Here is a 25,684-nt window from a genome sequence, read left to right on the forward strand (position 1 = left end):
GCTCACGCACCCGCTTCGAGCGCACGTCTCAGGAACCCTCCGGCGCCCGCCATGGCGGTGCGCGCCTCCGCAACATCGAGGCCGGTGAGGATGGTCAGGATCGCCAGCTTCACGTCGTTGCCGGTGCGCTCCAGCGCCGCTTCGGCGACCTGCTCGGGGCAGTCGGTCGCCTGCATGACGATGCGCACCGCGCGCGCCAGGAGCTTCTCGTTGCTGGTCCGTACGTCGACCATCAGGTTCTGGTAGGTCTTGCCGATGCGGATCATGCTCGCCGTGGAGAGCATGTTGAGCACCAGCTTCTGCGCCGTGCCGGACTTGAGCCGGGTCGAGCCGGTGACCACCTCGGCGCCGACCAGCGGCGCGATCGAGATATCGGCGAGGCCGGCAATGGCGGAGTCCGGGTTGCAGGTGAGGCCCACCGTCACCGCGCCGAGCGATTTGGCGTAGTTCAGCGCGCCGATCACATAGGGGGTGCGGCCGCTCACCGCGATCCCCACCACCACGTCGCGATTGGTGAGATCGATGGCCCTGAGGTCAGCCGCGCCGCCCTCGGCGTTGTCTTCGGCTCCCTCGACGGCGCTGACCAGCGCCCCGAGCCCGCCGGCGATCACTCCCACCACCATGGTCGGCGGCACGCCGAAGGTCGGTGGGCATTCCGAAGCATCGAGCACCCCCAGCCGTCCGCTGGTGCCGGCGCCGATATAGACCAGCCGCCCGCCCTTGCCGAACGCCTCTACGATCTTGTCGACCGCCTGCGCCACCTGCGGCAGGGTTTTGCCCACCGCCTCGGGCACCAGCCGGTCCTCGGCATTGATGGTCTTGACGATCTCCGGCGTCGCCATCAGGTCGATGCCCATGGTGCGCGGGTTGCGCTCCTCCGAGACGAGCTGTTCGAGCTCGCTCAGCAACGCCCGGCGATGGCTGCCGGCGGCGGTCATGGACGGGTGTCCGGACGACTATCCCTTGGGGATTCGGTGCGTGACATCTGGGCTCCTGAGTGTCGACCGAAGGTAGGAACTCCGCGCTTTCGCTGTCAATTGTTTTCATTGCGGACGCACGGATTGCACTTTTGTTTCGCGTGGGTATGAATGTCGTGATGGGGATTCAGTCGAACATCGAGGCGTCCGCCGCGAGCTTCACGCCGACCATGCGGCGGCTCGCCAAGGCGATTCGCGACAACCCGGCGATCGTCCTGGAAAAGACCATCTCGCAGATCGCCGAGACCTGCGGTACCTCGGTAGCCTCGGTGGTGCGCTTCTGTCGGGCTGTCGGGGTCAGCGGCTATGCCGAACTCAGGATGTCGCTTGCCACCGAGCTCGGCAAGGAAGCAGCGCAGTTCGGCTCCGGCCTGACGCTCGGCGCCGAAATCGCCCGTACCGACACGCTCGAGGAAATGGCCGCCAAGGTCGCTTCGCTCGAAATGCTGGCCATCGAGGAAACGGTATCGAGCCTCGACTTCGAGACGCTCGAGCGGGTGGTCACCGCGCTCGACCAGGCCGAACGCATCCTGTTGTTCGGCATCGGCGCCAGCCACTTCGTCGCGCAGGACCTGCACCACAAGCTGTTCCGCGTCGGCCGCAACGCCTTTCTGATGGCCGATGCGCATGAGGCCTGGACGGCGGCCTTGATGTCGCCGGCCCGCACTGTCGCCATCGGCTTTTCGCATTCCGGCACCACCGCCGACACCGTGCAGTTCCTGAAGCTCGCCAAGGACAACGGCGCCATCACCGTCGCCATCACCGGCTCCCCTGAATCGCCGCTGGCGCGGGCGGCCGAGGAACGGCTCGTCACCCATGCCCGCGAAAGCACGTTGCGCGCCGGCGCCATGGTCAGCCGCATCGCGCAGCTGGCGCTGGTCGATTGCCTGTTCATGGGGGTGGCCCGGCTGCGCTACGAGCAGACCATCGACGCCCTGAAGCGCACGCGCGACATCACCCATCCCGAGCAGGCTGTATGACCACCAACTCCGAACCTCTGGCCCTGTTCGTCGGCGTCTCCGGCTACGAGCTCACCGGCGACGAGATCGCATTCCTCCGCGACGCGAACCCCTATGGGCTGTTCCTGTTCCGCCGCAATCTCGACCATCGCGAGCAGGCCCGGCGCTTGTGTGTCCAGTTCCGCGAGGTGGTCGGCCGCCCCGATGCACCAGTCTTCATCGACCAGGAAGGTGGCCGAGTGCAGCGGCTCGACAACGGCAACTGGCCGAGCTTCCGCAGCCTCGGGTCCTTCGGCGCGCTGGCCAAGAAGGACCTCGCGCTGGCGAGGCGCGCCTTGCGCCTCTCGACCCGGGCCATGGGCGCCATCATGACCGATCTCACCATCGACAGCGGCACCACGCCAGTCATCGATCTGGCGCGCCCGGGCACCCATGACGTGATCGGCCAGCGCGCCCTCGGTGACGATCCGGACCTGGTCGTCACCCTCGCCCGCGAGGTGATCGACGGCATGCTCGAGGTCGGCGCGCTGCCGATCATGAAGCACATTCCTGGCTATGGCCGGGTGACGGTCGATCCGCATTTCGATTGCCCGGTGGTCGACGCCGCGCTCGATGACCTCCGCGCCACCGACTTCCAACCCTTCATCAAGCTCCGGGATGCCCCCTGGGCCATGGTCGCCCACCTGATCTTCACTCGCATCGACCCCGAACGGGCGGCCTCGGTTTCGCCTGAGGTCTATGCGCTGATCCGCAACGACATCGGCTATGACGGCGTGCTGATCACCGATTGCCTCAGCATGGAAGCGCTCAAGGGCACGCCCAAAGAGCGCGTCGCCGCCGCCCTCGCTGCCGGTTGCGATATCGCGCTGCTGACCCAGGGCGGCCTCGAGGCCAGTATTTCGGCGGCCAGCGGCGCCCGCCCGCTGACTGGGCAAACGATCGAACGAATCACTTGCGCAACGCGCAAACGCGGTAACCTTCGCGTGGATGCCACTGCCCTCCACGCTGAAGTCGAAGGGATTTTTCGGGAGAACGGCCTCGCCTGAGGCGGCGCCGCGATAAAGAGGAGACTGGAAGTGTTAAAGAGCAAGCTGATTGCGGCCACCGCCCTGGCGCTCGCGATGACCGCACCTGTGAGTGCGCAGGTCGTCCTGACCGTCAGCTCCGAGCAGACCACGACCTATGTGCGCAACTTCAATCCGTTCAACCAGACGTCGGCGCGCGCCACCACCAAGGATTTCATCTACGAACCGCTGGCGATCTTCAATCGCCTCGCCGGCGCCAAGTGGGAATACCGGCTGGCCGAGAGTTTCGAGCTGGCCGACGACCTCAAGTCGATCACCTTCGTGCTGCGCGACGGGCTGAAATGGTCGGATGGCCAGCCGCTCACCGCCGATGACGTGGTGTTCACCTACGACAACCTGAAGAAGTTCCCGGCGCTCGACTTCAACTCCGTCTCCAAACTGATGGATTCGGTCGAAAAGCTCGACGCACGCACCGTGCGCTTCAACCTCGCCCAGCCCAACTCGCTGGTCGCCACCACCATCGTCGCCATGCCAATCGTCCCCCAGCACATCTGGAAGGACGTCGCCGATCCGGTGACCTTCACCAACGAGAACCCGGTCGGCTCCGGCCCGCTCACCGAGATCACCCGCTTCACCCCGCAGGTCTACGAGCAGTGCCGCAACCCCAATTACTGGGATGCGGCGAGCCTGCATGTGGATTGCATCCGCCTGCCGCAGCTCGCCGACAACCCGCAGGTGCTGGCGGCTTTGGCCGATGGCACGCTGGACTGGGCGACGAGCTTCATCCCCGATATCGACAACACCTTCGTCGCCAAGGACCCGGAGCATAACCACTACTGGTTCCTGCCCTCGAGCCTCGTCGCGTTCACGCTGAACCTCGAAAGCCCCGACGCCAACAACAAGAAGGCGTTCAACGACGTCAACTTCCGCCGCGCCGTTTCGATGCTGATCGACCGCCAGTCGATCATCGACATCGCCGGCTATGGCTATCCGGTGATCAACGAAGACCCGGCGATGCTCGGCTCGTTCTACAAGGCCTTCGGCAACCCCGAAGTCGCCACCCAGTTCGGCCAGTACGGCAAGTTCGACCTCGAAGCCGGCAAGGCGCTGCTCGAGCAATCCGGCTATGTCGACAAGGACGGCGACGGCTTCCGCGACAACCCGGACGGCACCCCGATCGCCATCGACATCGAGATCCCCAACGGCTGGACCGACTGGATCGACGCCGTGCAGATCGCCATCGAGACGCTGAAGCAGGGCGGGCTCAACGTGAAGATGTCGACCCCCGAGGAATCGGTCTGGGCCTCCGACCTGATCGACGCCAAGTACTCGATGTCGCTCAACGCCATCGCTTCGGCGGCCAACCCCTACTTCCCCTATATCCGCTCGTTCAACCCGGCCGATTTCGGCAAGAGCCGCACCTCGGCGCAGCGCTGGACCGACCCGGAAGTGGTCGAGATGCTGAACAAGTACACCCAGGTGAAGGATCCGGCCGAACAGAAGGCGATCATGGACGCCATCCAGCTCAAGGTGGCCGCGGCCATGCCGGTAATCCCGGTCTACAACAGCCCGTCCTTCTACCAGTACAGCACCAAGCGCTTTACCGGCTGGGCCAACGCCGACAACCCGATCACCTCGCCGGTGGTCTCCAACGCCAACCCGGGCCGCCTGCTGCAGCTCCTGGCGCTGCGCCCGGTCGCGCAATAAGGCGACGGCTGGTGGATCTGTGATGACGTTACGTGGGCCTCGCTTGTCCCCTCTCCCCTCAGGGGAGAGGGCAGCAGAGCTTGAGAGCGTTAGCGAACTAGCGTCGCTGGGTGAGGGGTGCAGTCTCTCAGTCGTGCTGGATCAATCAGCGTCGCACCACTGCCTCACCCCTCATCCCACGGCGGCGGCGCTAGCCGCCGTCCGCGTACTTCGCGCCACCTTCTCCCCTGAGGGGAGAAGGGAACCTGTGCCCACCATTTCGCGACAGTGGAACGCTTAGCTCATGGCCTTTCTGCTCCGCCGCGCGGTGTTCTATCTGGCGGCCTTCATCGCTGCGGCAACCATCAACTTCTTCCTGCCGCGCCTGATGCCGGGCGATCCGATCCAGAAGATGTTCGCCGGCGCCGGTTCCGACCTGTCGCTGGAAAACCTCAACGCGCTGAAGCTCACCTTCGGCTTCATCGACGCGCCGATCGGCGAGCAGTATCTCGCTTATTTGAAGAGCGTCTTCACCGGCGATCTCGGCCGCTCGATCCGCTTTTTCCCGTTGCCGGTCACCGAGCTGCTCGGGCGCGCCCTGATCTGGACCGTCGGCCTTGTCGGCACTGCCACCATCATCGGCTTCACTATCGGCACGCTGCTCGGCGTCATGGCGGCCTGGCGCCGCGGCACCCGCTTCGACACGGTGATCTCGCTGCTCTCGATCTTCTCTAGCTCGGTCCCCGCAGTCGTCGTCTCGCTGATTACCCTGTTTGCCTTCGGTTACACGCTCGGCTGGTTTCCCAACGGCTATGCCGCCGACCCGATGCTCGATCCATCCTGGGGCTGGGACTATGTCGGGAGCGTCCTCTACCACGGCACCCTGCCGATGCTGACCATGGTGATCGTGTTGACCGGTGGCTTCGCGGTGACCATGCGCAACAACATGATCAACCTGCTCGGCGAGGATTACATCGTCATGGGCCGCGCAAAGGGGCTCAGCGACCGCGGCGTCATGCTTTGGTATGCGGCCCGCAACGCGCTGCTCCCCACCGTCTCGGCCCTCGCCATCTCCTTGGGCGCCGTGCTCGGCGGCTCGCTGGTGACCGAGGTGGTGTTCAATTACCCCGGCATGGGCAACACGCTCTACCAGGCCATCCTCGCCCGCGATTACCCGGTGATCCAGGGCGCCCTGCTGATCATGACCGCGGCAATGCTGACCGCCAACTTTGTCGTCGATCTCAGCTACGTGCTGCTCGACCCACGCCTGAAGCGGGCCTGACCGATGACCCTCCTCGCCCAGCTGCTGCGCAACAAGAAGGCTCTGGTCGGAGTGACTATCCTCGCGATCGTCATCCTCGTCGCCATCTACGCTCCACTGCTCACCGAATACAGCCCGACCCAGCGCGTCGGCCGGCCGCATCAGGCGCCGTCGGCCGAGCACCTGCTCGGCACCACCCGGCTCGGCCACGACGTCTTCACCCGCCTGCTCTACGGCGCCCGCATCTCGCTCGCCGTCGGCTTCGGCGCCGGGCTGCTGATCACGGTGATCGGCACCGTCCTCGGAATCATTGCCGGCTACAAAGGCGGCGTGGTCGACGAGGTCATCACCTTTCTGACCAACATGGTGCTGGTGATCCCCAACCTGCCACTGCTGCTGGTGCTCGCCGCCTTCATCGGCCAGGCGAGCCCGCTGGTCATCGCCGTCATCCTCGGCTTCACCTCCTGGGCCTGGGGGGTGCGCGTCACCCGCTCGGAAACCCTGTCGATCCGCCAGCGCGATTTCGTCAAATCCGCCGAGATGCTGGGCGAGCCCAGCTGGCGCATCATGGCGTTCGAGATCTTCCCCAACCTGATCTCGATCGTCGGCATCAACTTCATCGGCAGCGTGCTGTTCGCCGTCATCACCGAGGCGACGCTCGAGTTCCTCGGGCTGGGCGACCCCAACACCGTCTCCTGGGGCATCATGCTCTACAACGCCCAGAACGCCTCGGCCCTTTCGGTCGGCGCCTGGTGGGACATTCTCACCCCCTGCTTCGCGCTGGCGGTACTCGGCCTCGGCCTGGCGCTGATCAACTTCGCCATCGACGAGATCGCCAACCCGCGGCTGCGCACCGGCGGCATGCTGGCGCGCTGGACCGGGCTGATCCGCCGTGGGGAGGGCACGCTGTGAGCGATCCGGTCCTCTCGATCCGCAACCTCACCATCGACTACATCGGCGCCACCAGCGATTTCCATGCGGTGAAAAATGTCAGCTTCGACATCGGCAAGGGTGAGTTCTTCGGGCTTGCCGGCGAGAGCGGCTGCGGCAAGAGCACCATCGCCTTCGCCATCAGCCGGCTGCATCGCCCGCCGGCGCTGATCCGCACCGGCAGTCAGATCCTGCTCGATGGGCGCGACGTCCTCACCCTCGACGATGCGGCGCTGAAGCAATTGCGCTGGCGCGAGGTCGCCATGGTGTTCCAGAGCGCCATGAACTCGCTCAACCCGGTGCTATCAATCGAGCGCCAGTTCTACGATGTGCTCAAAACCCATACCGGCATGTCGCGCCCCGCCGCCCGGGCCCGCGCCGCCGAACTCCTCAAGCTGGTCGATATCCCGGCCGACCGGCTCTCGGCCTATCCGCACCAGCTCTCGGGCGGCATGCGGCAGCGCGTCGTCATCGCCATCTGCCTCGCGCTCAACCCCAAGCTGTTGATCATGGACGAGCCGACCACCGCGCTCGATGTGGTGGTGCAGCGCGAGATCCTCGAACGCATCCACAAGCTGCGCCAGGAGCTCGGTTTCTCGGTGCTGTTCATCACCCACGACCTGGCGCTGATGGTGCAGGTTTCCGACCGCATCGGCATCATGCTGGAAGGTGAGCTGGTCGAGGTCAACGACGCCCAGGCGATCTACCGCACGCCGCAGCACGACTACACGCGAAAGCTCTGGGCCTCGATCCCGCGCCTCACCGGCAAGCCGATCGCCGAGGCCACGTCATGACCGATACGGCCCCCATCCTCGCCCTCGACAATGTGTCGAAGGTCTTCCACCGCGGCGGCAGTACCGTGCATGCGGCACGCGCCGTATCGTTCGCGCTGCATCCCGGCCGCACCCTGGCGCTGGTCGGCGAATCCGGCTCGGGCAAGACCACCGCCGCCCGCCTGATCATGCGCGAGTATCGCCCCGACCAAGGCCGGCTGCTGTTCCGTGGTGAGCCGATCGAAGGCAGTGCGGTGCGCGATATGCGGGCCTATCGCAGCGCCGTGCAGATGGTGTTCCAGGATCCGTTCTCCTCGCTCAATCCGGTCCACACCATCCGCTACCACCTGGAGCGGCCGATGCGGCTGCACCAGCCGAACCTGAAGGGCGCGGCGCGCGAGGCCGCCATCGCCGAAGTGCTGACGCGGGTGAAGCTCGACCCGGCGCTGATCCTGCCGAAATACCCGCACGAACTGAGTGGCGGCCAGCGCCAGCGCATCAGCATCGCCCGGGCGCTGGCGGTGAACCCCGAGGTGATCATCGCGGACGAACCCACCTCGATGCTCGACGTCTCGGTGCGGCTCGGCATCCTGAACCTGCTCAACGACATGAAGCGGCAGCTGAAGCTCGCCGTGCTCTACATCACCCACGACATCGCCACCGCCCGCTACGTCGCCGAGGACATCATGGTGATGTATGCCGGCCAGATCGTCGAATGGGGCGAGACGGAAAGCGTGCTCGGCAACCCGCAGCACCCCTATACCCGCCTGCTGCTCTCGGCCGTCCCCGACCCCGACCGCCGCTTCAGCGACACCCGCTTCAGCGACGAGCTCGACCGCATCGACCTGATCCGTCGCCAGTCGGCGCTGGAGCAACCCGAGGTGCAGGAGATCGGGCCGAACCACTTCATTCGGCCGATGCCGGTCTAGGCTGCCGGAGGGATCATCTGCCGAGTAGGTGACGGTAGCGGCGGACTACCCCATAGGAAGTCGCTCAAATCCGCCGATGGCCCGTCGGCTCGCCGCCGCCGCGGCTGACGATGCGCGTCACGGCTTCGGCCAGCGGCTCGATCACCACTGCCATGTGGAAGGCGTTGGCATGGATGATGTCGCTCGCGCTGGTCAGCATCGCGACATGGCCGCGCCAGAACACCAGGTCACCCCGCCGCAGCGCCTTGGCCTCGAGCGGCTCACCCATCGTCGCCTGTTGGTCGCTGTCGCGCGGGCAGGCGCGGCCAGCGGCATAGAGCGCCTGCTGCACCAGCCCCGAGCAATCGAGCCCCAGGCTTTCGCGCCCGCCCCACTGATAGGGCGTCCCGACGAACCGCTCGGCAATCGCCACGTAGTCCGGCGCATCCTCACCGACCGGTGCCAGATGCTCCTCGACGATCCAGCCGCCCGATGTCTTGACGAACCGCCCCTCGCGCCCCTCTTCGGCGACCGGCGCATTCATCGAATAGAGCCCGACCGGCGCGGCCTTGATGCTGGGTGCACTGAACCCGTAGGTCCTGAGCGCCCGCACCGTATGGGTCGGGGCGGCGCCGGGCGCACCGAGCGCTTCTGCCGCAACATAGCCGACATAGCCATCGCGTCGCGCCTGCCCGAAGGCCCAGCCACCGGCCTCGTCCAGCACCTCGAACAGCTCGCCGAACAGCAATTGGTCGAGCTGCTCGGCCGCTGCTGAGGGCGCACGGCGCAGGGCGGCTGAGGGAACTCGGGCCTGCCGCACGGTGGTGTCGACATAGCGGTCTGCAGGAACGGTTCCCTCCAGCGACCGCGCAGCAATTCCGTCACGGGCGAGGGTCAGTCGTGGGTCGAGCAAAGCGGGGTGTCCGGTTGGTGGTGGGCGGAGCAGAAGGCTAGCCCGGCCACCACCTCCTGTCACCGCCGTCAGTTGGGGACCCAGACTTCCCCCATCTAGTCGTAAGTATCCTCATCCGCCCTGGCGCTGATGAACCCCTCAGCCCCCGGCATGTCGTCGTCCTTGGCCGCAGTCTTCACCGGCTTGTCCTTGGCTTTCCGCGCCTCGTCATGCCTGCCGTGTCCGGCTGCGGCATCCTTCTTGTGAGCCTTGTGCTTGTCGCTCATGGCGTCCTCCTGTTGCTGGAAGGAAAACGCGCCAGCCGGGCTTTGGTGCCCCCGGGGGTCTTTATCTCCCCAGTGCCGCCTGCTCCGAGGTGATCCGGTCCATCAGCGGGTCGAGCTCCATGTTGACCGGTGCGTTGGAGGCGAGCCGCTGCTTCAGGAAGCCGATCGACTCCTCCAGCACCTCGTCGAGGTTCTCCGAGCATTTGAAGTCGCCCGCGACCCGCTTCACCTTGGAGTTGTCGAACAGCGCCGACCAGGTCTTGTCGCCGATCAGCGGCCCTTCCCAGGCCTTATTGTAGGCGACCAGCGTGTCGGACGGCACGTGCACGATATTCGGCGTCAACCCCACCCCGCGCCCGATCGCCTTGTAGATATCGTCCCAGCTGTAGCCGCGGTCCGAGGTGATATGGAAGATCTCGACCAGCGCGGCGTCCTTGCCGAACAGGTTGACGAACGGCACCGCGAAATCCTTCGAGCGCGTCAGCGTCCAAGGCGAGGTGCCGTCGCCGGCAACGATCACCGGTTTGCCCTGCTGCATGCGGCGGATGACGATATCGCCCTCGCCCATCATCGTCGGCAGCCCGGTGCGCACCGTGTGGCTTGGCCGGACGATGGTCCATGGCAGGTTCTTCGCCTCGGCCAGCAGTTTTTCGCAGGCGATCTTGGCCTGGCTGTAGCCCCAGTATGGGTTCACCGCCGGAGTCTGTTCGGTGATGATGTAGTGCCGCGCCGGCTTCTCGTAGACCGAGGCCGACGAGATGAAGATGTACTGTTTGGTGTTACCGGCGAAGGTGGCGATGTCCTCGGCCATCTGCTCGGGGGTGAACACCATGAACTGCGCCACCACGTCGAAATTCATGGCGCCGAGCTTCCGGTACGACGCCGGATCCTTCATGTCGCCGACGATCGAGGTCACCCCTTTTGGCAGCGCCGCCTCGCGCTGCCCGCGGTTGAACACACTGACCTTATGGCCCTGCTTGACCGCATACTCGACGCACGGCAGCGAAATCTGCCCGGTGCCCCCAACGAACAGCACGTTGAGACCCATGGTGATCCTCCTCAAATTGATGGGCGTACCTCATCACTTGGGAGGGCTTATTTCAACCGTCAGCGCCCACCCTTTTCGTAGGGCTGCCCCAGGGCTGCTGGCGCGCCGCTGCGCGTCGCCGACACCGCCAGCACCACGATGGTCAGCACATAGGGCAGCATGATCAGGAACTGCAGCGGCACGCCGCTCGGCAACAGTTGCGCCCTGAGTTGCAGTGCTTCGGCCGCGCCGAACAGCAGCGCTGCGACCATCACCCCGAACGGATGCCGGCGCCCGAGGATCAGGATGGCGAGCGCGATATAGCCGCGGCCCGCCGTCATGTTGTCGAGGAACACGCCGGTGGCGCTGATCGACAGGAACGCGCCGCCAAGCCCCGCCAGCGCGCCGCTCACCGCTACTGCCGCATAGCGGATGGCGACGGGATCGAGCCCCAGCGTCTCCGCGGCTTCCGGATGCTCGCCCACCGCCTTGATCGAGAGCCCGATGGTCGAGCGCTGCATCACCAGCCAGCCACCGACGACCAGCGCCAGCGACAGGTAGGTCAGGGGGTCATGCTGGAACAGCAGCGGCCCGAGAATGGGAATCTCTCCCAGCGGCCCGAAATCGATCGGCGCGAATGGCGTGATCCGCGGCGAGGCGGTGCCCGAGCCAAAGGCGAGGCGGAAGAAATACGCCGAAACCCCGAGCATCAGCAGGTTGAAGGCGATTCCGACCACCACCTGGTTGGATCTGAGCGTCACCGCATAGAACGCCAGCCCGAGCCCGGCAATGGCGCCGATCAGCACTGCGACGCCTGCCCCGAGCCATAGGTTGCCGCTGAAGTGCACGGTGATGAAGCCGGTGAAGCACCCGATCAGCATCATGCCCTCGAGCCCGATATTCAGCACCCCGGACTTCTCGGCGAACATCCCACCCAGCGCCGCGAGGAGAATCGGGATCGACAGCCGGACGCTCGCGGCAATGAACCCGGCGAAGACCGGATCGGCGAGAAACTCCATGGCTCAGCTCCCGCTCACGGCGCGTCGGCGGATGAGCCGCGGCAAGGCGTTCTGACCGATCAGCAGCAGCACCACCAGGGCCTGGATCACCGTGGTCAGCGCGCTGGGCACTCCGGCCGCCGATTCCATCGTGGTCGAGCCGATCTGCAGCGCCGCGAACAGCACTGCCGCCGCCAGCACGCCGAGCGGATTGGTCTGGCCCAGCAGCGCCACGATGATTGCCGTATAGCCAAAACCCGGCGACAGGTTCTCGATCATCCGCCGCTGCACTCCCGCCACTTCGGAGAAGCCGGCGAGCCCCGAAAGCGCCCCGCAGATCAGGAATCCGGTCCACAGCGCCGCCTTGACGTTCATCCCGGTATTCTCGGCTGCCCGCGCATTGTGCCCCACGGCTCGCAAGCGGAACCCCGCCACCGAGCGCCAGAGGAAGATCTGCGCGACGATCGCCACAAGGACGACCAGCAGCAATCCGGCATGAAGCCGCGTCCCCTCGAGCAGCATCGGCAGCCGTGCCTCGGCCGCGAGCCGCGCCGTGCGCGCCAAGGGCGAGCCCGGATCCTGCAGCGGCCCATGCAGCAGGTAGCCGACGAAGTAGATGGCGATGTAGTTGAGCATGATCGTGGTGATCAGCTCGTCCGCCCGGAATCTCAGCTTCAGCACCCCCGCGATCGCCGACCAGGCCGCGCCGGCGACGGCCGCGGCAAAAGCCATGGCGGGGAGCACCACCCATTGCGGCTGGCCGCCGAGCTGCAGCCCGATCCAGGCTGCCGCGACGCCGCCGATGAACAGCTGCCCTTCCGCCCCGACATTGAACACCCCGGCGCGGAAGGCGAGCGCGATGCCGATGCCGCAAAACGCCAGCGGCACCGTGCGGATCGCCGTCTCCGCGAGCCCGTTGGTGCTGCCCAGCGACGCCTCGAACAGGCTGAGATAGGCCAGCACCGGATCGCGCCCGATCGCCGCAATCAGCAGCGCCCCGATGGCGAAGGCAGCGATGACGCAGATCACGCCCGACAGCACCGAGCGCGGCAGCAGCCAGCGCCGGGCCAGGCCGACCGCATCAGCCGATGCGCTCTCGCTCATGCCACCCTCCCGGCCATCAGCAGCCCCAGTTTTTCGACGCTGAAATCGGCTCGCGCCACCACGCCTGTCACCTGCCCCTTGAACAGCACGACGATCCGGTCGGCCAGCGCCAGCACCTCGTCGAGCTCGGTCGAAATCAGCAGCACTGCCGCCCCCGCGGCCCGCCGCTTCAACAGCTGGCTCTGCAGGAATGCCGTCGCGCCGATATCGAGCCCGCGCGTCGGCTGCACGGCGACCACCAGCCGCGGGTCGCGGCTCAGTGCCCGCCCCAGCACCACCTTCTGCTGGTTGCCGCCCGAGAGCGAGCCAATGGCCTGATCGACGCTGCCCAGCCGCACATCGTAATCGGCCACCAGTTGCGCCGCAAAAGCCCGCGTCTCGCCCTGCCGCCGCATGCCCCAGCGGGCAAAGCGCGGTCGCCCGGCTTCTTCGGCCACGGCATTGTCGACGACCGACATCTTTTCGAAGATCGCCGTGCGGTGCCGGTCCTCCGGGATATGCGCCAGCCCGGCCGCGATCCGCTCGGCTACCGGCCGGTGCGTCATCTCGACCCCGTCGATCAGCACCCGCCCGGTGTCGGGCCGCTGCAGCCCGACGATCGCTTCGGCCAGCTCCTGCTGGCCATTGCCATCGACCCCCGCCACCGCGACGATCTCGCCGGCGCCGACCGAAAGGCTGACCCCCTCGAGCCGCCGCACCCCGCGCGCGTCGGTCAGCCCCAGCCGATCGACCTCCAGCAGCGGCCGCCCGGGCGTTGGCATGCCCTCGAGCTGTGGCAAGGTCACCTCGCCGCCCACCATCATGCGGGCGATCGCGCGCGGCTCGGTTTCGACCGTGCGCAGCGATCCCGCCACCTTGCCGCGCCTGAGCACGGTGATCCGGTCGGTGACCGCCATCACTTCGTTGAGCTTGTGCGAGATGAAAACGATCGCCGTCCCAGCGGCCGCCAGCGAACGCAGCACCGGGAACAAGGCCGCCGCTTCCTGCGGTGTCAGCACCGCCGTCGGTTCGTCCAGCACCAGGATGCGCGCGCCGCGATAGAGCGCCTTGACGATCTCCACCCGCTGCTGGCTCGCCACCGACAACTCGCCGGCGAGCGCCCGCCCGTTCACCGCAAGCCCGTAGCGCGCGCCCAGCGCGTCGATCTCATCGGCCAGTTGCTCGAGGCGCGGAAACCAGGTCCGCACCTCCTTGAGCCCCAAGGCGATGTTCTCGGCGACCGTCAGTGTCGGCACCAGCATGAAGTGCTGGTGCACCATGCCGATGCCGAGCCGCCGCGCCTCCAGCGGCCCGTCGATCCGTACCGGCTGCCCACCGATCTCGATCGATCCCGCCTGCGGCTGGATCAACCCGGCCAGCGCCCGCATCAGCGTGGTCTTGCCGGCGCCGTTCTCGCCGAGCAGCGCATGGATCTCTCCTGGCTGCACGGCGAAGCTCACATCGTCATTGGCCACCACCGGCCCGAAGGCGACGCGGATATTCCGCATCGCCACCGCGGCCGCGGCTTCGTTCAGCTGCGCCACTCTTGGCTTACTGCACTTCGCTGGTGTCGAGCGGCACTTCGAAGCTGCCGGCCTTGATCGCCGCGATCTTGTCGTCGACCGCCTTCAGCACGGCCGGATCGACGTTCTTGTCGAGCCCGTGGAAATCGGCGAGCCCGACCGAGTTGGCGGCAACGCCATACGACCAGTTCTCGCTCTTCCAGGTGCCGTCGATCACCGCCTGGCCGACTGCCGTCACCAGCGGGCCGAGATCCCAGGTGACGCTGGTCAGCACCGTCTCAGGGCCGAGGTGGTTCTGATCGGTCATGGCGCCGAGCGCGAACACCTTCTTGGCGATCGCCGCGTCGATCACCCCGACGCCTTGCGCGCTCAGCACGTCGGCGCCCTGCTCCACCTGCGCGATGGCGGCCTCCTTGGCCTTGGGCGGATCGAACCACGAACCGATAAAGGTATGGAGCACCTTGATCTCGGGCTTCACTTCCTTGGCGCCCGCCTCATAGGCGTGAAGGTTGGCCAGCATGTTGGGCGCCGGCATGCCGCCGACCCAGCCGACCGAACCGGTCTTCGAGGTCCCCGCCGCCAGCATGCCCGCGAGATAGGCGCCCTGGTAGTCCGGGTTGGAGTAAGTGCCGAGGTTCGGCGCCAGTTCCGCCGCGGTGCCGGCCATGAACGTGGTGTCGGGGAAATCCTCGGCGGCATTGAGCGCTGCATCGCCGAACGAGAAGCTATGCGCGAAGATCAGCCCATAGCCGCGCTCGGCGAAATCGCGCAGCAGCCGTTCGGCATCGGCGTCGGTGACGTTCTCGACATAGGCGACTTCCGCCCCCAGCGCCTTGCCGGCGGCTTCGAGGCCGTTATAGCCCACCGAATTCCAGTCATTGTCGGTGATCGGGCCGGGCAGGATCATCGCGATCTTGAGGTCGGCGGCCAGCACCGGCGTGCTCAACGCAGTGGTCGCAACGAGCAGCAGCGCCGCCCGCGCGAAGCGCCGGCGCGAGAGTGTCATGAAGGATGTCATCTGTTGTTCTCCTGTATCGCGCGCTGCGCGGGATCGCGGGCTCCCACCTGCCCGCCAACCCACATTCGGGGTCGCAGCGCGAGACGCGGATCGTAATGCTGCTAACGTTGTCGTCAATCGTCACAAAGACGTGTGGACGACAGGCGCTCCCTGCGCTCAGCGCATGACGCGCCTGGCCGCTGCGTGAGGATGCGCTCACCTATCCCCCTCCACGGCGTCACCGTGGTTGGGGCAGATTCAGGTGCCCTACTAGTTCAGGCACCTAAGCCTAATCCCGCTTCACCTTGCGGATCGCTCCCGCCTGCGGATCGTAGCCGCGCGCCGCGAGCAGGAACGCCACCGCCGCACACCCCGCCACCACGCCGAGCGAGGTGAGGTTGAGCTGGCCGTACATGGCGAAGCGGATCAACTCCACCGCATGGGTGAAGGGGTTCACCACGCTCAGCCAATAGACGATCTCGGCGCCGGACTCCCTGAGCTTCCACAGCGGGTAGAGCGCCGAGGAGAGGAAGAACATCGGGAACACGACGAAGTTCATCATCCCGGCAAAGTTCTCGATCTGCGGCGTGTAGACCGAGACCAGGAGCCCGATCGAGCCCAGCATCAGCCCGGCGAGGATGATCGCCGGGATGGCGGTGAAATAGCCGAAATCCGGCACTCCATAGCCGACGAGCTTCGCCACGATCAGGAAGGCATAGGCCTGCAGCAGCGCCAGGATGGTGGCGCCGGTGATCTTGGCGAACAGCAGGAAGCCGCGCGGCAGCGGCGTCACCAGCATCACCCGCATCACCCCGGCTTCCCGGTCATAGACCATCGACAGCGCCGACTGCATGCACTGGAACAGGATGACGATCCCCACCAGCCCGGGCAGGATGTATTCCTGGTAGGGCGTATAGGTCTGGTACGGCGGCACGATCGAAACGCCGAGCAGGTCATGCAGGCCGGTGGCGAAGACGATGAGCCACAAGGCCGGGCGCACCAGCGCCGAGAGCAGCCGTTCGGTCTGGCGCAGGAACTTGGCGATCTCGCGCCAGGTGATGGCGTAGACCCCGAGCCACAGGTGCAAAGGACTTAGCGAGCCGCTTACTGACACTTGTGCTCCGGCTCATCGGTGCCCAGCGTATCGAGCACGTTGGTCTGGTGCAGAAAACCCTCGAGCGGCGCCTCGGCGATGACCGCGTTGTGCGTCGCGAGCACGATCGGAAACCGCATCTGTCCGTCCCACGGCCGGAAGTTGAGCTGCACGCCCTTGGCTCCGTCGATCTTCAACCGGTTGCCGCGGATATAGTCGGCCGTCTTCTGATACTCGCCGGTGCGCGCCTTGGCATAGGCGGTGACTATGGCCTTGGCGGCGATCCAGCTCGACCAGTCCTGTCCGGTCATCCGGCGGCCGTCGGTCAGCGTCTCGAAGCGCGAAGTCACCTGGGTCGAGCCGTCCCGATCCCAGCTCCACTGCCACTCCGAGGCGACCAGCCCGGTCGAGCCCACCACCAGCCGCGGCAGCTGCGTGTCATAGGGCAGATAGCGCGAGAACTCGCCCTGGTGGTCGGCGACGAACACCACGTCGTAATCGGCGTTGCCGGTGATCAGCAGCGAGTTGTTGCGCTCGCGATTGGCCGGATCGGTGGCGAGGGTGAACTCGCGCTCGTCGACGATGTTGAAGCGCTGCCGCTCGGCCGAGGCGCGGAACGCCGCCGCCATCGCCTTGTCGCGCGGCTCGGCCCCCACCAGCATCAGCACCTTGGTCCAGTTGCGGGTGCGGAGCAGCTGCACCATGGCGTCGGACAGCATGCGGTCCGAGGCGGCGGTGTGGAGGAGGTTCGGGTAGCAGCGCTGGCGCAGGTAATCCTCGGGCGCCGTGGCATTGAGCAGCGTCACCGGCCATTCGCGGGTTTGCCCCGCCACCTGGTCCACCAGCTCGGCCGGCAGGTCGAGAATGACGAACTGCTCGCCCGCCTTCACCATCTCGTCGAGCCTGGCGACCAGCGAGGCCGCATCGGTGGCTTCCTGGTGATCCAGCACCACCTGCTGGTCCACCGCGTCCGACACCACCTTCATTTCCTCGACGCCCATCGTCGCCCCGTCGACCGGGTTGCCGCCGGGCGCGATCTCGATGCGCGTATAGACCAGGTCCGGGTGGTAGCGCGGATCGTCCTTCAGCCCCAGATAGCCGATCTTGATCTCGGCAGAAAATGCGGCGCCGCCGAGGAACAGCGACGCCGCCAGGGGGAGGACGCAGAAAAGCAGTCCTGATTTCAACCTGCGGCGCTCCGACCCCTCTCCCCTGAGGGGAGAGGGTAGCGCAGGTAGGAGCGAAGCGACGTACCGTAGCTTGGGTAAGGGGTTCAGCTTCTCAACGAGCGCGCCTTGCACCGCTTCACCCCTCAACCGGCCTTCGGCCACCTTCTCCCCTGAGGGGAGAAGGGACTTGGGCCGCGACACCATTCGCGAGACATCAATCATCGATCACCACCGAATGCGGCACGCGTCCCACCGGCACCGACTGGATCGGCTTCATCGACGCCATGTCGATCACCGTGATGTCGTCCGACAGCCCGTTCGCCACATAGGCCCGGGACTCGTCGCTACTGAGATCCACCGACCAGGCGCGCTTGCCCACCAGCACATATTGCAGCACGTCGTGGGTCTTGCCGTCGATGATGACGATGTGGTTGGCGCGCCCCAGGCTGAGCAGGATCTTCGAGCCGTCCCTCGTCACCGCCATCCCCACCGGCGTCACGTCTTCCTCGCGGAAGCCTGGCGGCACGAAGATCAGGCTGTCGCCCTTGATCTCGTTGGTGGCCGTATCGATGATGTAGATCTCCGATGACAGCTCGCAGCTGACCCAGAGTTCGGTGCCATCCGGCGTCAGGATGAAGCGGCGCGGCCGGGTGCCGACGAGGATGTTCTTGGTCACCGCCCCGGTGGTGGTGTCGACCACATGCACCATGTCGGCGACTTCCGAAGTCACATAGGCGGTCTTGCCGTCCGGCATCACCAAGACGCCTTCCGGCTCGGCGCCGGTCGGGATGTCCTGGATGGAGACCCGCGTCTCCATGTCGATCGCCTCGAGCCGCGAGTCCTCCTCGTTCGAGACGTAGATCACCTTCTCGTCCGGCGAGAAGGCGAACACTTCCGGCGACGGGCCGGTGGGGATCGAGTCCACCACTTCTAGGCTCGCCACGTCGATCACGTCGATCGCATCATCGTCACCACAGGCGACGTAGAGCAGTTCCTTTGCCGCATTGAAGTGCATGTCGCGCGGCCGCCGCGAGGTGGCGATGCGCTTCACCACCGCCAGCGACTGGTCGAGCACCACCACTTCGTTGCCCTTCTCGGTGGAAACGAAGATCATCCCCGTGCCCTTGGCGACGGCACGCGGCACCGCACTCGAAGCGAGCAGTGCCGCCGCGGTAGCGACGAATGTGCGTCGGGTGAACCTCATTTGACGATGAACTTCCCCTTGAGGCCGCGATTCTCGTAGCCTGGCACGTAGATTTCATACTCGCCCGGCCGGATCGGCACGAACGAGATGTTGAAGGTGCCGGCATCATCGAACTCCACCGAGTAGAGCCCGTAGCTCTTCACCTCGAGGTCGTTGACGACGATCTGGTTGATCCACGAGTTGCGGAACAGCTCGGGCGCCACCACGGCGATCTCTTCATTGCCGTCCGAGGTGATATCGAGCTGGTAGTACTTGCCGGTCTCGAGCTCCCACACCTCCTGAGAAAACTTCAGGTCCACCGTGTTGATCTCGAGCGTCAGGTCGGTACCGTTGGCGGCAAGGTTGCCCTCCGCCTGCACCCCGCCGGTGAGCAGCAGAGCAGCAGTCGCGGCGACGAGAAGTTTCTTCATTTTTGTGGCCCCCCATAGGCAGTTTCGATCGGTGTTATCGCAATTTACAATCTGCTTTCCCGACACGCAGCAGCAACCCGCCGGCCGCAATACATGATATAGCCAAGCCCAATGATCCCGGGTGCTAGCGCTGCACCCACCACTGCCATTCTCGCGTTCCCAGGGAGGAACCATGCGCAAGATTCTACAGGCCGCTCTGCTGGGGATGACCCTCGCGATCGGCTTCACCGCCGGTGCCTTCGCCCAGCATGGCGAACCGGAAAAACTGTCGCTCGGTGTACAGGCCACCGGCACGGTGAAATGGGAGCTGGCCGCCATGCAGGCGCTCGAGCTCGACAAGAAGCATCACCTGAAACTCGACATCCGCGATGTCGCTGACAGCAAGGCCGGCCAGATCGCGCTGCAGGCCAAACAAGTCGACGTCATCCTGTCCGATTTCGTCTGGGTCTCGATCCAGCGCCACCAGGGCAACATGGTCACCATGGTGCCGCACTCGCTGACCGTCGGCGGGCTGATGGTCGACCCGGCGGCCGGTATCGCCACCGTCGCCGATCTCAAGGGCAAGACCCTCGCCGTCTCCGGCAGCCCGGTCGACAAGAGCTATGTCATCCTCGCCGCCTATTACAACAAGCTGACCGGCGGCAACCTCACCGAGGATGCCGAAGCCAAGTTCGGGGCGCCCCCGCTGGTCAACGAGCTGATCACCGGTGGCCAGGCCCAGGCGGCGCTCAACCTCTGGAACTGGAATTCGCGCGCCAAGCTGGCGGGGAAGACCGAATTGATCTCGGTCGCCGCCATGCTCGCCGATCTCGGCGTTTCCGAAACCCCGCCGCTGCTCGGCTGGGCCTTCTTCGACGAAACCGGCCGTGAGAAGAAAGCCGCCATCAAGGGCTTCCTCGATGCCAGCTTCGAGACCAAGAACGCGCTGCTCACCGACGATGCACTGTGGGACAAGATCCGCGACGTGATGAATGTCGGCGATGACGACAAGCTGTTCGCCCAGTTGCGCGACGATTACCGCGCCGGCATCGTCACCAAATACGCCGCTTCCAGTATGAAGCCGGCGGAAGAATCCTTCGCCGTCATGGCCAAGTTCGGTGGATCCGACGTGGTCGGCGATTCGACCGAGTTGGCCGACGGCACGTTCTGGAAAGGCTATCGCAAATAGCCGTTGAACTGCGCGACGGCAGGACCGCAGCCGTAACCCCAAATGGGCGGCAGCAGCGCGGGGCGAGACGGGGCATTCCCCTCGAGCTCGTCAGCCTGCTGTTGCTGCTGGCCGCGTGGCAGGTCCTCGCCATGCTGTTCCCGTCGCGCCTGTTCCCCACCCCGATCGACGTCGGCGCCCATGTCTGGACGCTGGCGACGACGGGCAAGCTGCTCCCCGACCTCGGCAAGACCCTCACCCGCGCCATCATCGCCTTCGTCATCGCCATGGCGCTCGGCACCGCCATCGGCATCGCACTCGGCCGCTCGCGCGTCGCCGACCGGCTGTTCTCCGCCTGGGTGGTGGTCGGCCTCAACGTCCCCGCGATCGTCATCGCCATCGTGCTCTATATCTGGCTCGGCCTCACCGAATTCGCGCTGATCCTCGCCGTAGTGCTCAACAAGCTGCCGCTGGTCATTGCCACCATCCGCGAGGGGGTGCGCAGCTTCGATCCCGCCTATGACGATCTCGGCCGCGCCTTCCGCATGCCGTTCCTGCGCCAGTTGCGGCTGATCGCCGTGCCGCAGCTGATGCCGTTCGTGCTCGCTGCCGCCCGTACCGGGCTCAGCCTGATCTGGAAGATCGTCCTCGTCTTCGAGGTGCTGGGCTCCGACGGCGGCGTCGGTTTCCGCATCTCGGTGTTCTTCCAGTTCTTCGACATCAAGGGCATCTTCGCCTACACCACCGCCTTCATCCTGGTGGTCTTCGTCTTCGAGTACCTGATCCTCCGCCCGCTCGAACACCGGGTGCTGAGATGGCGGCAACCGCGATGAGTGGTCCGCGTCTCGATATCGCCGTCGCAGGCAAGCGCTTCGACGTCCTGCTCGAGCCGCTGCTCGAGCGCTTCGACCTCGTGGTCGAGCCCTCCTCGGTGGTGGCTTTGGTCGGTCCGTCCGGTGTCGGCAAATCGACCCTGTTGCGCATCGTCGGCGGCATCGACGCGCTCTTCTCCGGCACCGTGCTCGTTGATGGCGTCGCCGCGGCGGCTGCCCCGCCTGCCGGCTTCGTGTTCCAGGATGCACGCCTCCTGCCCTGGCTCACCGCGCTCGACAACATTCGCGCCGTCCGCCCGGAAACCACTGAGGCCGAGGCCATCGAGATGCTTGGCCGCGTCGGCCTCAGCGGGTTCGAGCACTACTTCCCGCACGAGCTGTCGGGCGGCATGCAGCGCCGCGTCGCGCTGGCTCGCGCCTTCTCGGTCAATCCGCGCCTGCTGCTGCTCGACGAGCCCTTCGTCTCGCTCGACCGCACCCTGGTGCGCGAGATGGAGGAGGTGCTGTTCGCGCTGATTGCGGCGAGCCGCCCCACCGTGCTGCTGGTCACTCACCTGCCCGAGGATGCAGCGATGCTCGCTGACCGCGCCATCGTGCTCTCCGGCCGCCCGGCCCGCATCGCCGCCGACTACCGCTTCGATATTCCGCGCGGCGAACGCAGCCGCGAGCAGCGCGAGGCCATCGCCAGCCAGATCGCCGCCTCGGTCGGCACCAGGGAGCACCAGCTGCCATGACCGATCCCGTGCTCGCCCTGACGGACGTCAGAAAATCCTACGGCGACAACGAAGCGCTGAAGGGCGTCTCGCTCGACATCGCGCCGGGCGAGATCGTCGGCCTGCTCGGCCCCAACGGCGCCGGCAAGTCCACCCTGTTCCAGATCTGCTCGGGCCTGTTCTCCCCCGATGGCGGCGAGGTCAGGCTGTTCGGCATGGGCTATAAGGACAACGCCTCCGAGATCCTCAGGCAGTTGGGAGTGGTGTTCCAGTCGCGCTCGCTCGATCTCGACATGAGCGTGCGCGCCAACCTCAAATTCCATGGCAACCTGTTCGGCCTCTCCGGCAAGCTGCTCAACGAACGCATCGATACCTCCGCGACCTTTTTCGCCGTCACCGACCTGATCGACAAGCCGGTCCGCACCCTCTCTGGCGGCAACCAGCGCCGCATCGAAATCGTTCGCGCCACCCTCAACAAGCCTTTGCTGCTGCTGATGGACGAGCCCTCGGTCGGCCTCGACCCCAGCACCCGCAAACTGCTCGGCCAGCACATCCGCGGGCTGCGCGATACGCACCAGACCTCGATCCTCTGGGCCACCCACCTGGTCGAAGAAGTCGAACACGCCGACCGCATCGCCCTGATCGTTGCCGGCAAAATCATCCGCATCGGCACGCCGGCCGAGATCATCGCCGCGGCAGGGGCCGAGACGCTGGATGAGGCCTACATCGCGCTGACCGGGGTGAAGCCGGTGGTGGCAGTGGCGGAGTAGGAACTAGGCTCGGTGCGTGGGCACCCCCCACTACTGCCGCCTCGAGACCCTACCGATAGTTCCGCGGATCGGTCTTCCTGAATTCCCACGGCGCATCGATTTTCGCCCCCGGCTGGAACACGCCGATCGCCGCCGCCTTGGCTTGCTCTTCCTGCGCCACGTAATCGTCGCCCTGCTCGACGAAGGCCCGCGCCATGCCGAGCCGCACCAGTTCGGCGCCGATATCCTTGCCCGCCGATGTGCACACCCCGTAGCGCCGGTTGAACTTGTCCGGCTCGCCTGGCTGCAGCGTGCAGCTGGCCTCGCCCGAGGCGATCAGCTCGCCCAGCGCCTGGCGGGCCGCGCCGTAGCAATCCCACAACAGGTCGCCGACAAAGCACTTCTGCGGCCGCTCCGGCGCGTCCACCGCCCACAGGATCACCCGCTGCCTTTCCACCATGATGATGTCGGCATCGACCACCTTGGCCGCCCCGCTCACCACCTCCTCAGCCGTAACGCCCGACACCGCCGAGATCAGCGCCAGTGCGGCAAGGCTCAGTTTCCCATGCATCATTCGGCCCCCTGCACCCGCCCGTCGGGCAGGATGTTGCGTGTGAACGTTGCGCCGGCGAACTGCTCGAGCTTCAGCCTGGCGCGAGTGAAGCGGTTGTCGCTCAGCACCGCGCCGGCGAAGTCGGCATTGTCGAGCGCCGCGCCGTAAAAGTCGGTCAGCGAAATCCTGGCGTCCGCAAAACTTGCTCCCGGCGCCGTCGCCTGCAGGAAGCCGGCGCTGGTGATCGTGGTGTTGTCGAACCTGGTTCGCCCCAGGCTCGCCTTCTCGAGATTGGTGCGCTCCAGCGAGGCACCGGTGAGGTCGGCATTGTTGAGCCGCACTTCCTTCATCACCGCCCAGTCGAGATCGGCGCCGCTCATATCGGCGCCGGTGAGCCGCGCATGCTGCATGCGCGTAGCGGTGAGATCGGCCCTGCCGAACTTGGCGCCCGATAGCTGCGCCTCGTAGAACATCGCATCCTTGAACTGCCCGCCGCTCAGGTCGGCACGGCTCAGATCGGCGAGGTTGAAGTTCGCTCCCTCCGCCATCACCCCAGCGAGGTTGGCGCCCTTGAGATTGGCGCGGTGGAAGCTGGCATTGGTGAGGTTGGCGCCCGAGAGGTCGACGCCGGCGAGGTCCAGCTTCTTGAAGCTCTCATTGCTCAGATCGCACCCCCGGCACTCGGTGCGAGCACCGCTCCGCAACTCGTCCGCCGGGCCGGCGAACGCCACACCGGGCACCAGTGCCAGCAGCACCAACAGCGCCATCCGCATGAGTTGTATACCTCTTCCGCTCAGGGCAATCCCATGTGGCAACGCGCACCGGGCTGCCTTCTCCCCTTGAGGGAGAAGGTGGCGCGTAGCGCCGGATGAGGGGTATCGCAAAACGAAGTGTAGCGCGCTCCGAGCAAAGCGAGGAGCGATCCGGTACGCGGAGAGATACCCCTCATCCGCCCCGCGGAGACGGCCTTTGGCCGTCGTCCGCTTACGGGCACCTTCTCCCTCAAGGGGAGAAGGTCGATCGTTGCACCGCCGATGGCTCTTCATATGCGATTGCCTGCTCTTGCGTTTCAGCGGACCGGCTGGGTGTCCGGCTCGTACGGCTTCTGCACCACTTCGAGCCGCGTCGCCGACTGGAAGTAGTTCTTGTTGACCTGCTGCGTCTCGAGGTTGATCGAGGTCTGCCCCTTCTTGCGGAAATAGGTGGCCTCGAGCCGCATTCGTGCGTCGCCCTCCGGGCTGTCCGCGGTGCAGATCTCGTGCACGAAAATCTTGCCCACCGGCAGTTGCCCGTCGGTCGGCGGCAGGTCCTCACAGCTCTGCGCCCAGCGCCCGTAACGCGACTTGAGGTTGCGCGACAGCGTCATCGCCACCCGCCGCTCGCGGTCCGCCGCCCGCTCGTCGGTCACCACCCGGATGCCCCGCGCCATCCCCTCGGCGTCGATCAGCACCGAGAACACCACCGGATGAGCATAGATCGAGTTACCGCCCTGCATGACGCGATATTCGGTCTCCAGCGCCTTGGCGATGTAGTCGGCCTCGTCGTCGTTGGTGAAATACACCTCGTGCAGCCCGCTCGGCTCCGCCGGGCATTTCGCGAACTCCGAAAAATCCTTGAGCGGCGTCGAAGGCGGCCCGCCATTGGTGCCGCAAGCGATCTCGGCGATCTCGGCCGGCGGAATCTGGCTGACGGACAAGCCGAACTTGATGTCCCAGATCGTGTATTTGGGCACGAGGTTGGCGTCGAACTGCGCCAGCGCCGGCGGAGTCACCGCCAGCGCGCCGAGCACGCCGAGGCAAAGCGGCAGGAGGCCGAGGCGCATGGCTTACTTCTTCAGGAACGCGCAGGACTTCTCAGCCGAGGCGCCGAAGTAGAACGCACAATCCTCGTAGGTTGCCTTCGGCTTACCCTGGATGTGGGTCTGGATGTAGGCGACGAGGCTGATGATATCTTCCTTCTTCAGCGACTTGCCCTTGTGCGGCATCTGGCCCTCTTCGAAGTCGGCCTTGGTCATGCCGTAGCAGCGGTCGTCCTTGTAGGCCTGGGCATCGTGATAGGGCATCGGCGTGCCGGGGATGCCGCAGCTGATGATCTCGATGAAGCCCTGCGCATCGAGGCCGGATTCACGCAGCAGCGCCGCAGCGCCTTCCGAGCGCGGATTCTTGCCCAGCCCGTTGCCGTCCCAGCCGTGGCAGGAGACGCAGTTGCCACCCTTGCTGCCGAAGACCACGACGCCGCGGTTGATATCGGCGCCATCAAGCAGCGGATCGAGCTCGATCGCTGCGGCATCGGCCGCCGGAGCTTCAGCAGGAGCGGCAGTCTCGGCTGCCGGAGCATTGGCCGGCGGCTGCGCGGCGTGGAGCGCCAACGGGGTGACCGCGATGAGACCGGCCGCCGCGAGCAGCGCCAGGGATTTGCGGTTGAGGAGCGACATCTTGGGGAACTCTTCCTTCTTCAATGAGCTGTGCCGGGCGGTGGGAAACCGCC

The 25,684-nt window shown here is 66.0% G+C and carries 27 protein-coding genes; 11 read left to right on the forward strand and 16 right to left on the reverse strand.

From position 1 onward, the window contains the following. Positions 1-2: 2 nt before the first annotated feature. Positions 3-938, reverse strand: a complete 936-nt coding sequence (gene murQ / locus AC1ROK_RS00890) for an N-acetylmuramic acid 6-phosphate etherase (RefSeq protein WP_492842903.1) — start codon at positions 936-938, stop codon at positions 3-5. Between the two features lie 158 nt (positions 939-1,096). On the opposite strand from murQ, the gene AC1ROK_RS00895 reads away from it, so the two are divergent. From AC1ROK_RS00895 to AC1ROK_RS00925, 7 genes are all read left to right on the forward strand, one after another. Further along, entirely contained in the window at positions 1,097-1,957 is an 861-nt protein-coding gene (locus AC1ROK_RS00895) for a MurR/RpiR family transcriptional regulator (protein ID WP_492842905.1), read from the forward strand. Then, positions 1,954-2,982 (forward strand): glycoside hydrolase family 3 N-terminal domain-containing protein, encoded by a 1,029-nt coding sequence (locus tag AC1ROK_RS00900; protein ID WP_492842907.1) that lies wholly within the window; start codon positions 1,954-1,956, stop codon positions 2,980-2,982. Before AC1ROK_RS00895 ends, AC1ROK_RS00900 begins: the two co-directional genes overlap by 4 nt. Before the next feature lie 75 nt (positions 2,983-3,057). Next, positions 3,058-4,668: an ABC transporter substrate-binding protein gene (locus tag AC1ROK_RS00905; RefSeq protein WP_492844651.1), complete on the forward strand. Its 1,611-nt coding sequence runs from the start codon at positions 3,058-3,060 to the stop codon at positions 4,666-4,668. Between the two features lie 283 nt (positions 4,669-4,951). Further along, complete coding sequence (locus tag AC1ROK_RS00910; RefSeq protein WP_492842909.1) at positions 4,952-5,929, forward strand: ABC transporter permease; 978 nt, start codon at positions 4,952-4,954, stop codon at positions 5,927-5,929. Between the two features lie 3 nt (positions 5,930-5,932). Beyond that, positions 5,933-6,820 carry an ABC transporter permease gene (locus AC1ROK_RS00915; RefSeq protein WP_492842911.1) on the forward strand — a complete coding sequence of 296 codons (888 nt, stop codon included), beginning with the start codon at positions 5,933-5,935 and terminating at the stop codon, positions 6,818-6,820. After that, entirely contained in the window at positions 6,817-7,632 is an 816-nt protein-coding gene (locus AC1ROK_RS00920; protein WP_492842913.1) for an ABC transporter ATP-binding protein, read from the forward strand. The genes AC1ROK_RS00915 and AC1ROK_RS00920 overlap by 4 nt, the downstream gene beginning before the upstream one ends. Continuing rightward, positions 7,629-8,540 (forward strand): ABC transporter ATP-binding protein, encoded by a 912-nt coding sequence (locus AC1ROK_RS00925; RefSeq protein WP_492842915.1) that lies wholly within the window; start codon positions 7,629-7,631, stop codon positions 8,538-8,540. The genes AC1ROK_RS00920 and AC1ROK_RS00925 overlap by 4 nt, the downstream gene beginning before the upstream one ends. Before the next feature lie 64 nt (positions 8,541-8,604). Here AC1ROK_RS00925 and AC1ROK_RS00930 read toward each other — a convergent pair whose 3' ends face one another. The 11 genes from AC1ROK_RS00930 to AC1ROK_RS00980 all read right to left on the reverse strand — a co-directional run bounded on the left by AC1ROK_RS00930 (position 8,605) and on the right by AC1ROK_RS00980 (position 19,202). Then, positions 8,605-9,432 (reverse strand): C40 family peptidase, encoded by an 828-nt coding sequence (locus tag AC1ROK_RS00930; RefSeq protein WP_492842917.1) that lies wholly within the window; start codon positions 9,430-9,432, stop codon positions 8,605-8,607. Between the two features lie 95 nt (positions 9,433-9,527). Beyond that, positions 9,528-9,698 carry a hypothetical protein gene (locus AC1ROK_RS00935; protein WP_492842919.1) on the reverse strand — a complete coding sequence of 57 codons (171 nt, stop codon included), beginning with the start codon at positions 9,696-9,698 and terminating at the stop codon, positions 9,528-9,530. A gap of 61 nt (positions 9,699-9,759) precedes the next feature. Beyond that, positions 9,760-10,746 carry an SDR family oxidoreductase gene (locus AC1ROK_RS00940; protein WP_492842921.1) on the reverse strand — a complete coding sequence of 329 codons (987 nt, stop codon included), beginning with the start codon at positions 10,744-10,746 and terminating at the stop codon, positions 9,760-9,762. A 59-nt stretch (positions 10,747-10,805) separates the two neighbouring features. Further along, positions 10,806-11,744: an ABC transporter permease gene (locus AC1ROK_RS00945; RefSeq protein WP_492842923.1), complete on the reverse strand. Its 939-nt coding sequence runs from the start codon at positions 11,742-11,744 to the stop codon at positions 10,806-10,808. Positions 11,745-11,747: 3 nt separating this feature from the next. Next, a complete protein-coding gene (locus tag AC1ROK_RS00950; RefSeq protein WP_492842925.1) occupies positions 11,748-12,827 on the reverse strand; it encodes an ABC transporter permease in 1,080 nt (359 codons plus the stop codon). Continuing rightward, positions 12,824-14,350, reverse strand: a complete 1,527-nt coding sequence (locus tag AC1ROK_RS00955) for an ABC transporter ATP-binding protein (RefSeq protein WP_492842927.1) — start codon at positions 14,348-14,350, stop codon at positions 12,824-12,826. Before AC1ROK_RS00955 ends, AC1ROK_RS00950 begins: the two co-directional genes overlap by 4 nt. A gap of 7 nt (positions 14,351-14,357) precedes the next feature. Continuing rightward, complete coding sequence (locus tag AC1ROK_RS00960; RefSeq protein WP_492842929.1) at positions 14,358-15,347, reverse strand: BMP family protein; 990 nt, start codon at positions 15,345-15,347, stop codon at positions 14,358-14,360. 268 nt (positions 15,348-15,615) lie between these two features. Next, positions 15,616-16,440: an ABC transporter permease gene (locus tag AC1ROK_RS00965; protein WP_492842931.1), complete on the reverse strand. Its 825-nt coding sequence runs from the start codon at positions 16,438-16,440 to the stop codon at positions 15,616-15,618. After that, positions 16,431-17,606, reverse strand: coding sequence for a type 1 periplasmic-binding domain-containing protein (locus tag AC1ROK_RS00970; protein ID WP_492842933.1), 1,176 nt, complete (start codon positions 17,604-17,606; stop codon positions 16,431-16,433). Before AC1ROK_RS00970 ends, AC1ROK_RS00965 begins: the two co-directional genes overlap by 10 nt. A 196-nt stretch (positions 17,607-17,802) precedes the next feature. Next, positions 17,803-18,792 (reverse strand): PQQ-dependent catabolism-associated beta-propeller protein, encoded by a 990-nt coding sequence (locus AC1ROK_RS00975; protein WP_492842935.1) that lies wholly within the window; start codon positions 18,790-18,792, stop codon positions 17,803-17,805. Then, positions 18,789-19,202, reverse strand: a complete 414-nt coding sequence (locus AC1ROK_RS00980) for a cupredoxin domain-containing protein (RefSeq protein WP_492842937.1) — start codon at positions 19,200-19,202, stop codon at positions 18,789-18,791. Before AC1ROK_RS00980 ends, AC1ROK_RS00975 begins: the two co-directional genes overlap by 4 nt. Before the next feature lie 172 nt (positions 19,203-19,374). Between AC1ROK_RS00980 and AC1ROK_RS00985 the strand changes: the two genes are divergently transcribed. The 4 genes from AC1ROK_RS00985 (at position 19,375) to AC1ROK_RS01000 (ending at position 22,665) form a co-directional block, all read left to right on the forward strand. Next, positions 19,375-20,370 (forward strand): ABC transporter substrate-binding protein, encoded by a 996-nt coding sequence (locus AC1ROK_RS00985; protein ID WP_492842939.1) that lies wholly within the window; start codon positions 19,375-19,377, stop codon positions 20,368-20,370. 101 nt (positions 20,371-20,471) lie between these two features. Further along, complete coding sequence (locus AC1ROK_RS00990; RefSeq protein ID WP_492842941.1) at positions 20,472-21,182, forward strand: ABC transporter permease; 711 nt, start codon at positions 20,472-20,474, stop codon at positions 21,180-21,182. Next, positions 21,164-21,916 carry an ABC transporter ATP-binding protein gene (locus AC1ROK_RS00995; RefSeq protein ID WP_492842943.1) on the forward strand — a complete coding sequence of 251 codons (753 nt, stop codon included), beginning with the start codon at positions 21,164-21,166 and terminating at the stop codon, positions 21,914-21,916. The genes AC1ROK_RS00990 and AC1ROK_RS00995 overlap by 19 nt, the downstream gene beginning before the upstream one ends. After that, positions 21,913-22,665, forward strand: a complete 753-nt coding sequence (locus AC1ROK_RS01000) for an ATP-binding cassette domain-containing protein (protein ID WP_492842945.1) — start codon at positions 21,913-21,915, stop codon at positions 22,663-22,665. The genes AC1ROK_RS00995 and AC1ROK_RS01000 overlap by 4 nt, the downstream gene beginning before the upstream one ends. A gap of 49 nt (positions 22,666-22,714) precedes the next feature. On the opposite strand, the gene AC1ROK_RS01005 is transcribed toward AC1ROK_RS01000, so the two are convergent. From AC1ROK_RS01005 to AC1ROK_RS01020, 4 genes are all read right to left on the reverse strand, one after another. After that, positions 22,715-23,218, reverse strand: a complete 504-nt coding sequence (locus AC1ROK_RS01005) for a thermonuclease family protein (protein ID WP_492842947.1) — start codon at positions 23,216-23,218, stop codon at positions 22,715-22,717. After that, the gene (locus AC1ROK_RS01010; RefSeq protein ID WP_492842949.1) at positions 23,215-23,970 is read right to left on the reverse strand and encodes a pentapeptide repeat-containing protein; all 756 of its coding nucleotides are present in this window, start codon (positions 23,968-23,970) and stop codon (positions 23,215-23,217) included. The genes AC1ROK_RS01005 and AC1ROK_RS01010 overlap by 4 nt, the downstream gene beginning before the upstream one ends. A 296-nt stretch (positions 23,971-24,266) precedes the next feature. Then, entirely contained in the window at positions 24,267-25,019 is a 753-nt protein-coding gene (locus tag AC1ROK_RS01015; RefSeq protein ID WP_492842951.1) for a hypothetical protein, read from the reverse strand. 3 nt (positions 25,020-25,022) lie between these two features. Then, positions 25,023-25,631, reverse strand: coding sequence for a c-type cytochrome (locus AC1ROK_RS01020; RefSeq protein WP_492842953.1), 609 nt, complete (start codon positions 25,629-25,631; stop codon positions 25,023-25,025). Positions 25,632-25,684: the final 53 nt, after the last annotated feature.

It is taken from the genome of Devosia sp. GW821-FHT12F11, from assembly GCF_058806655.1.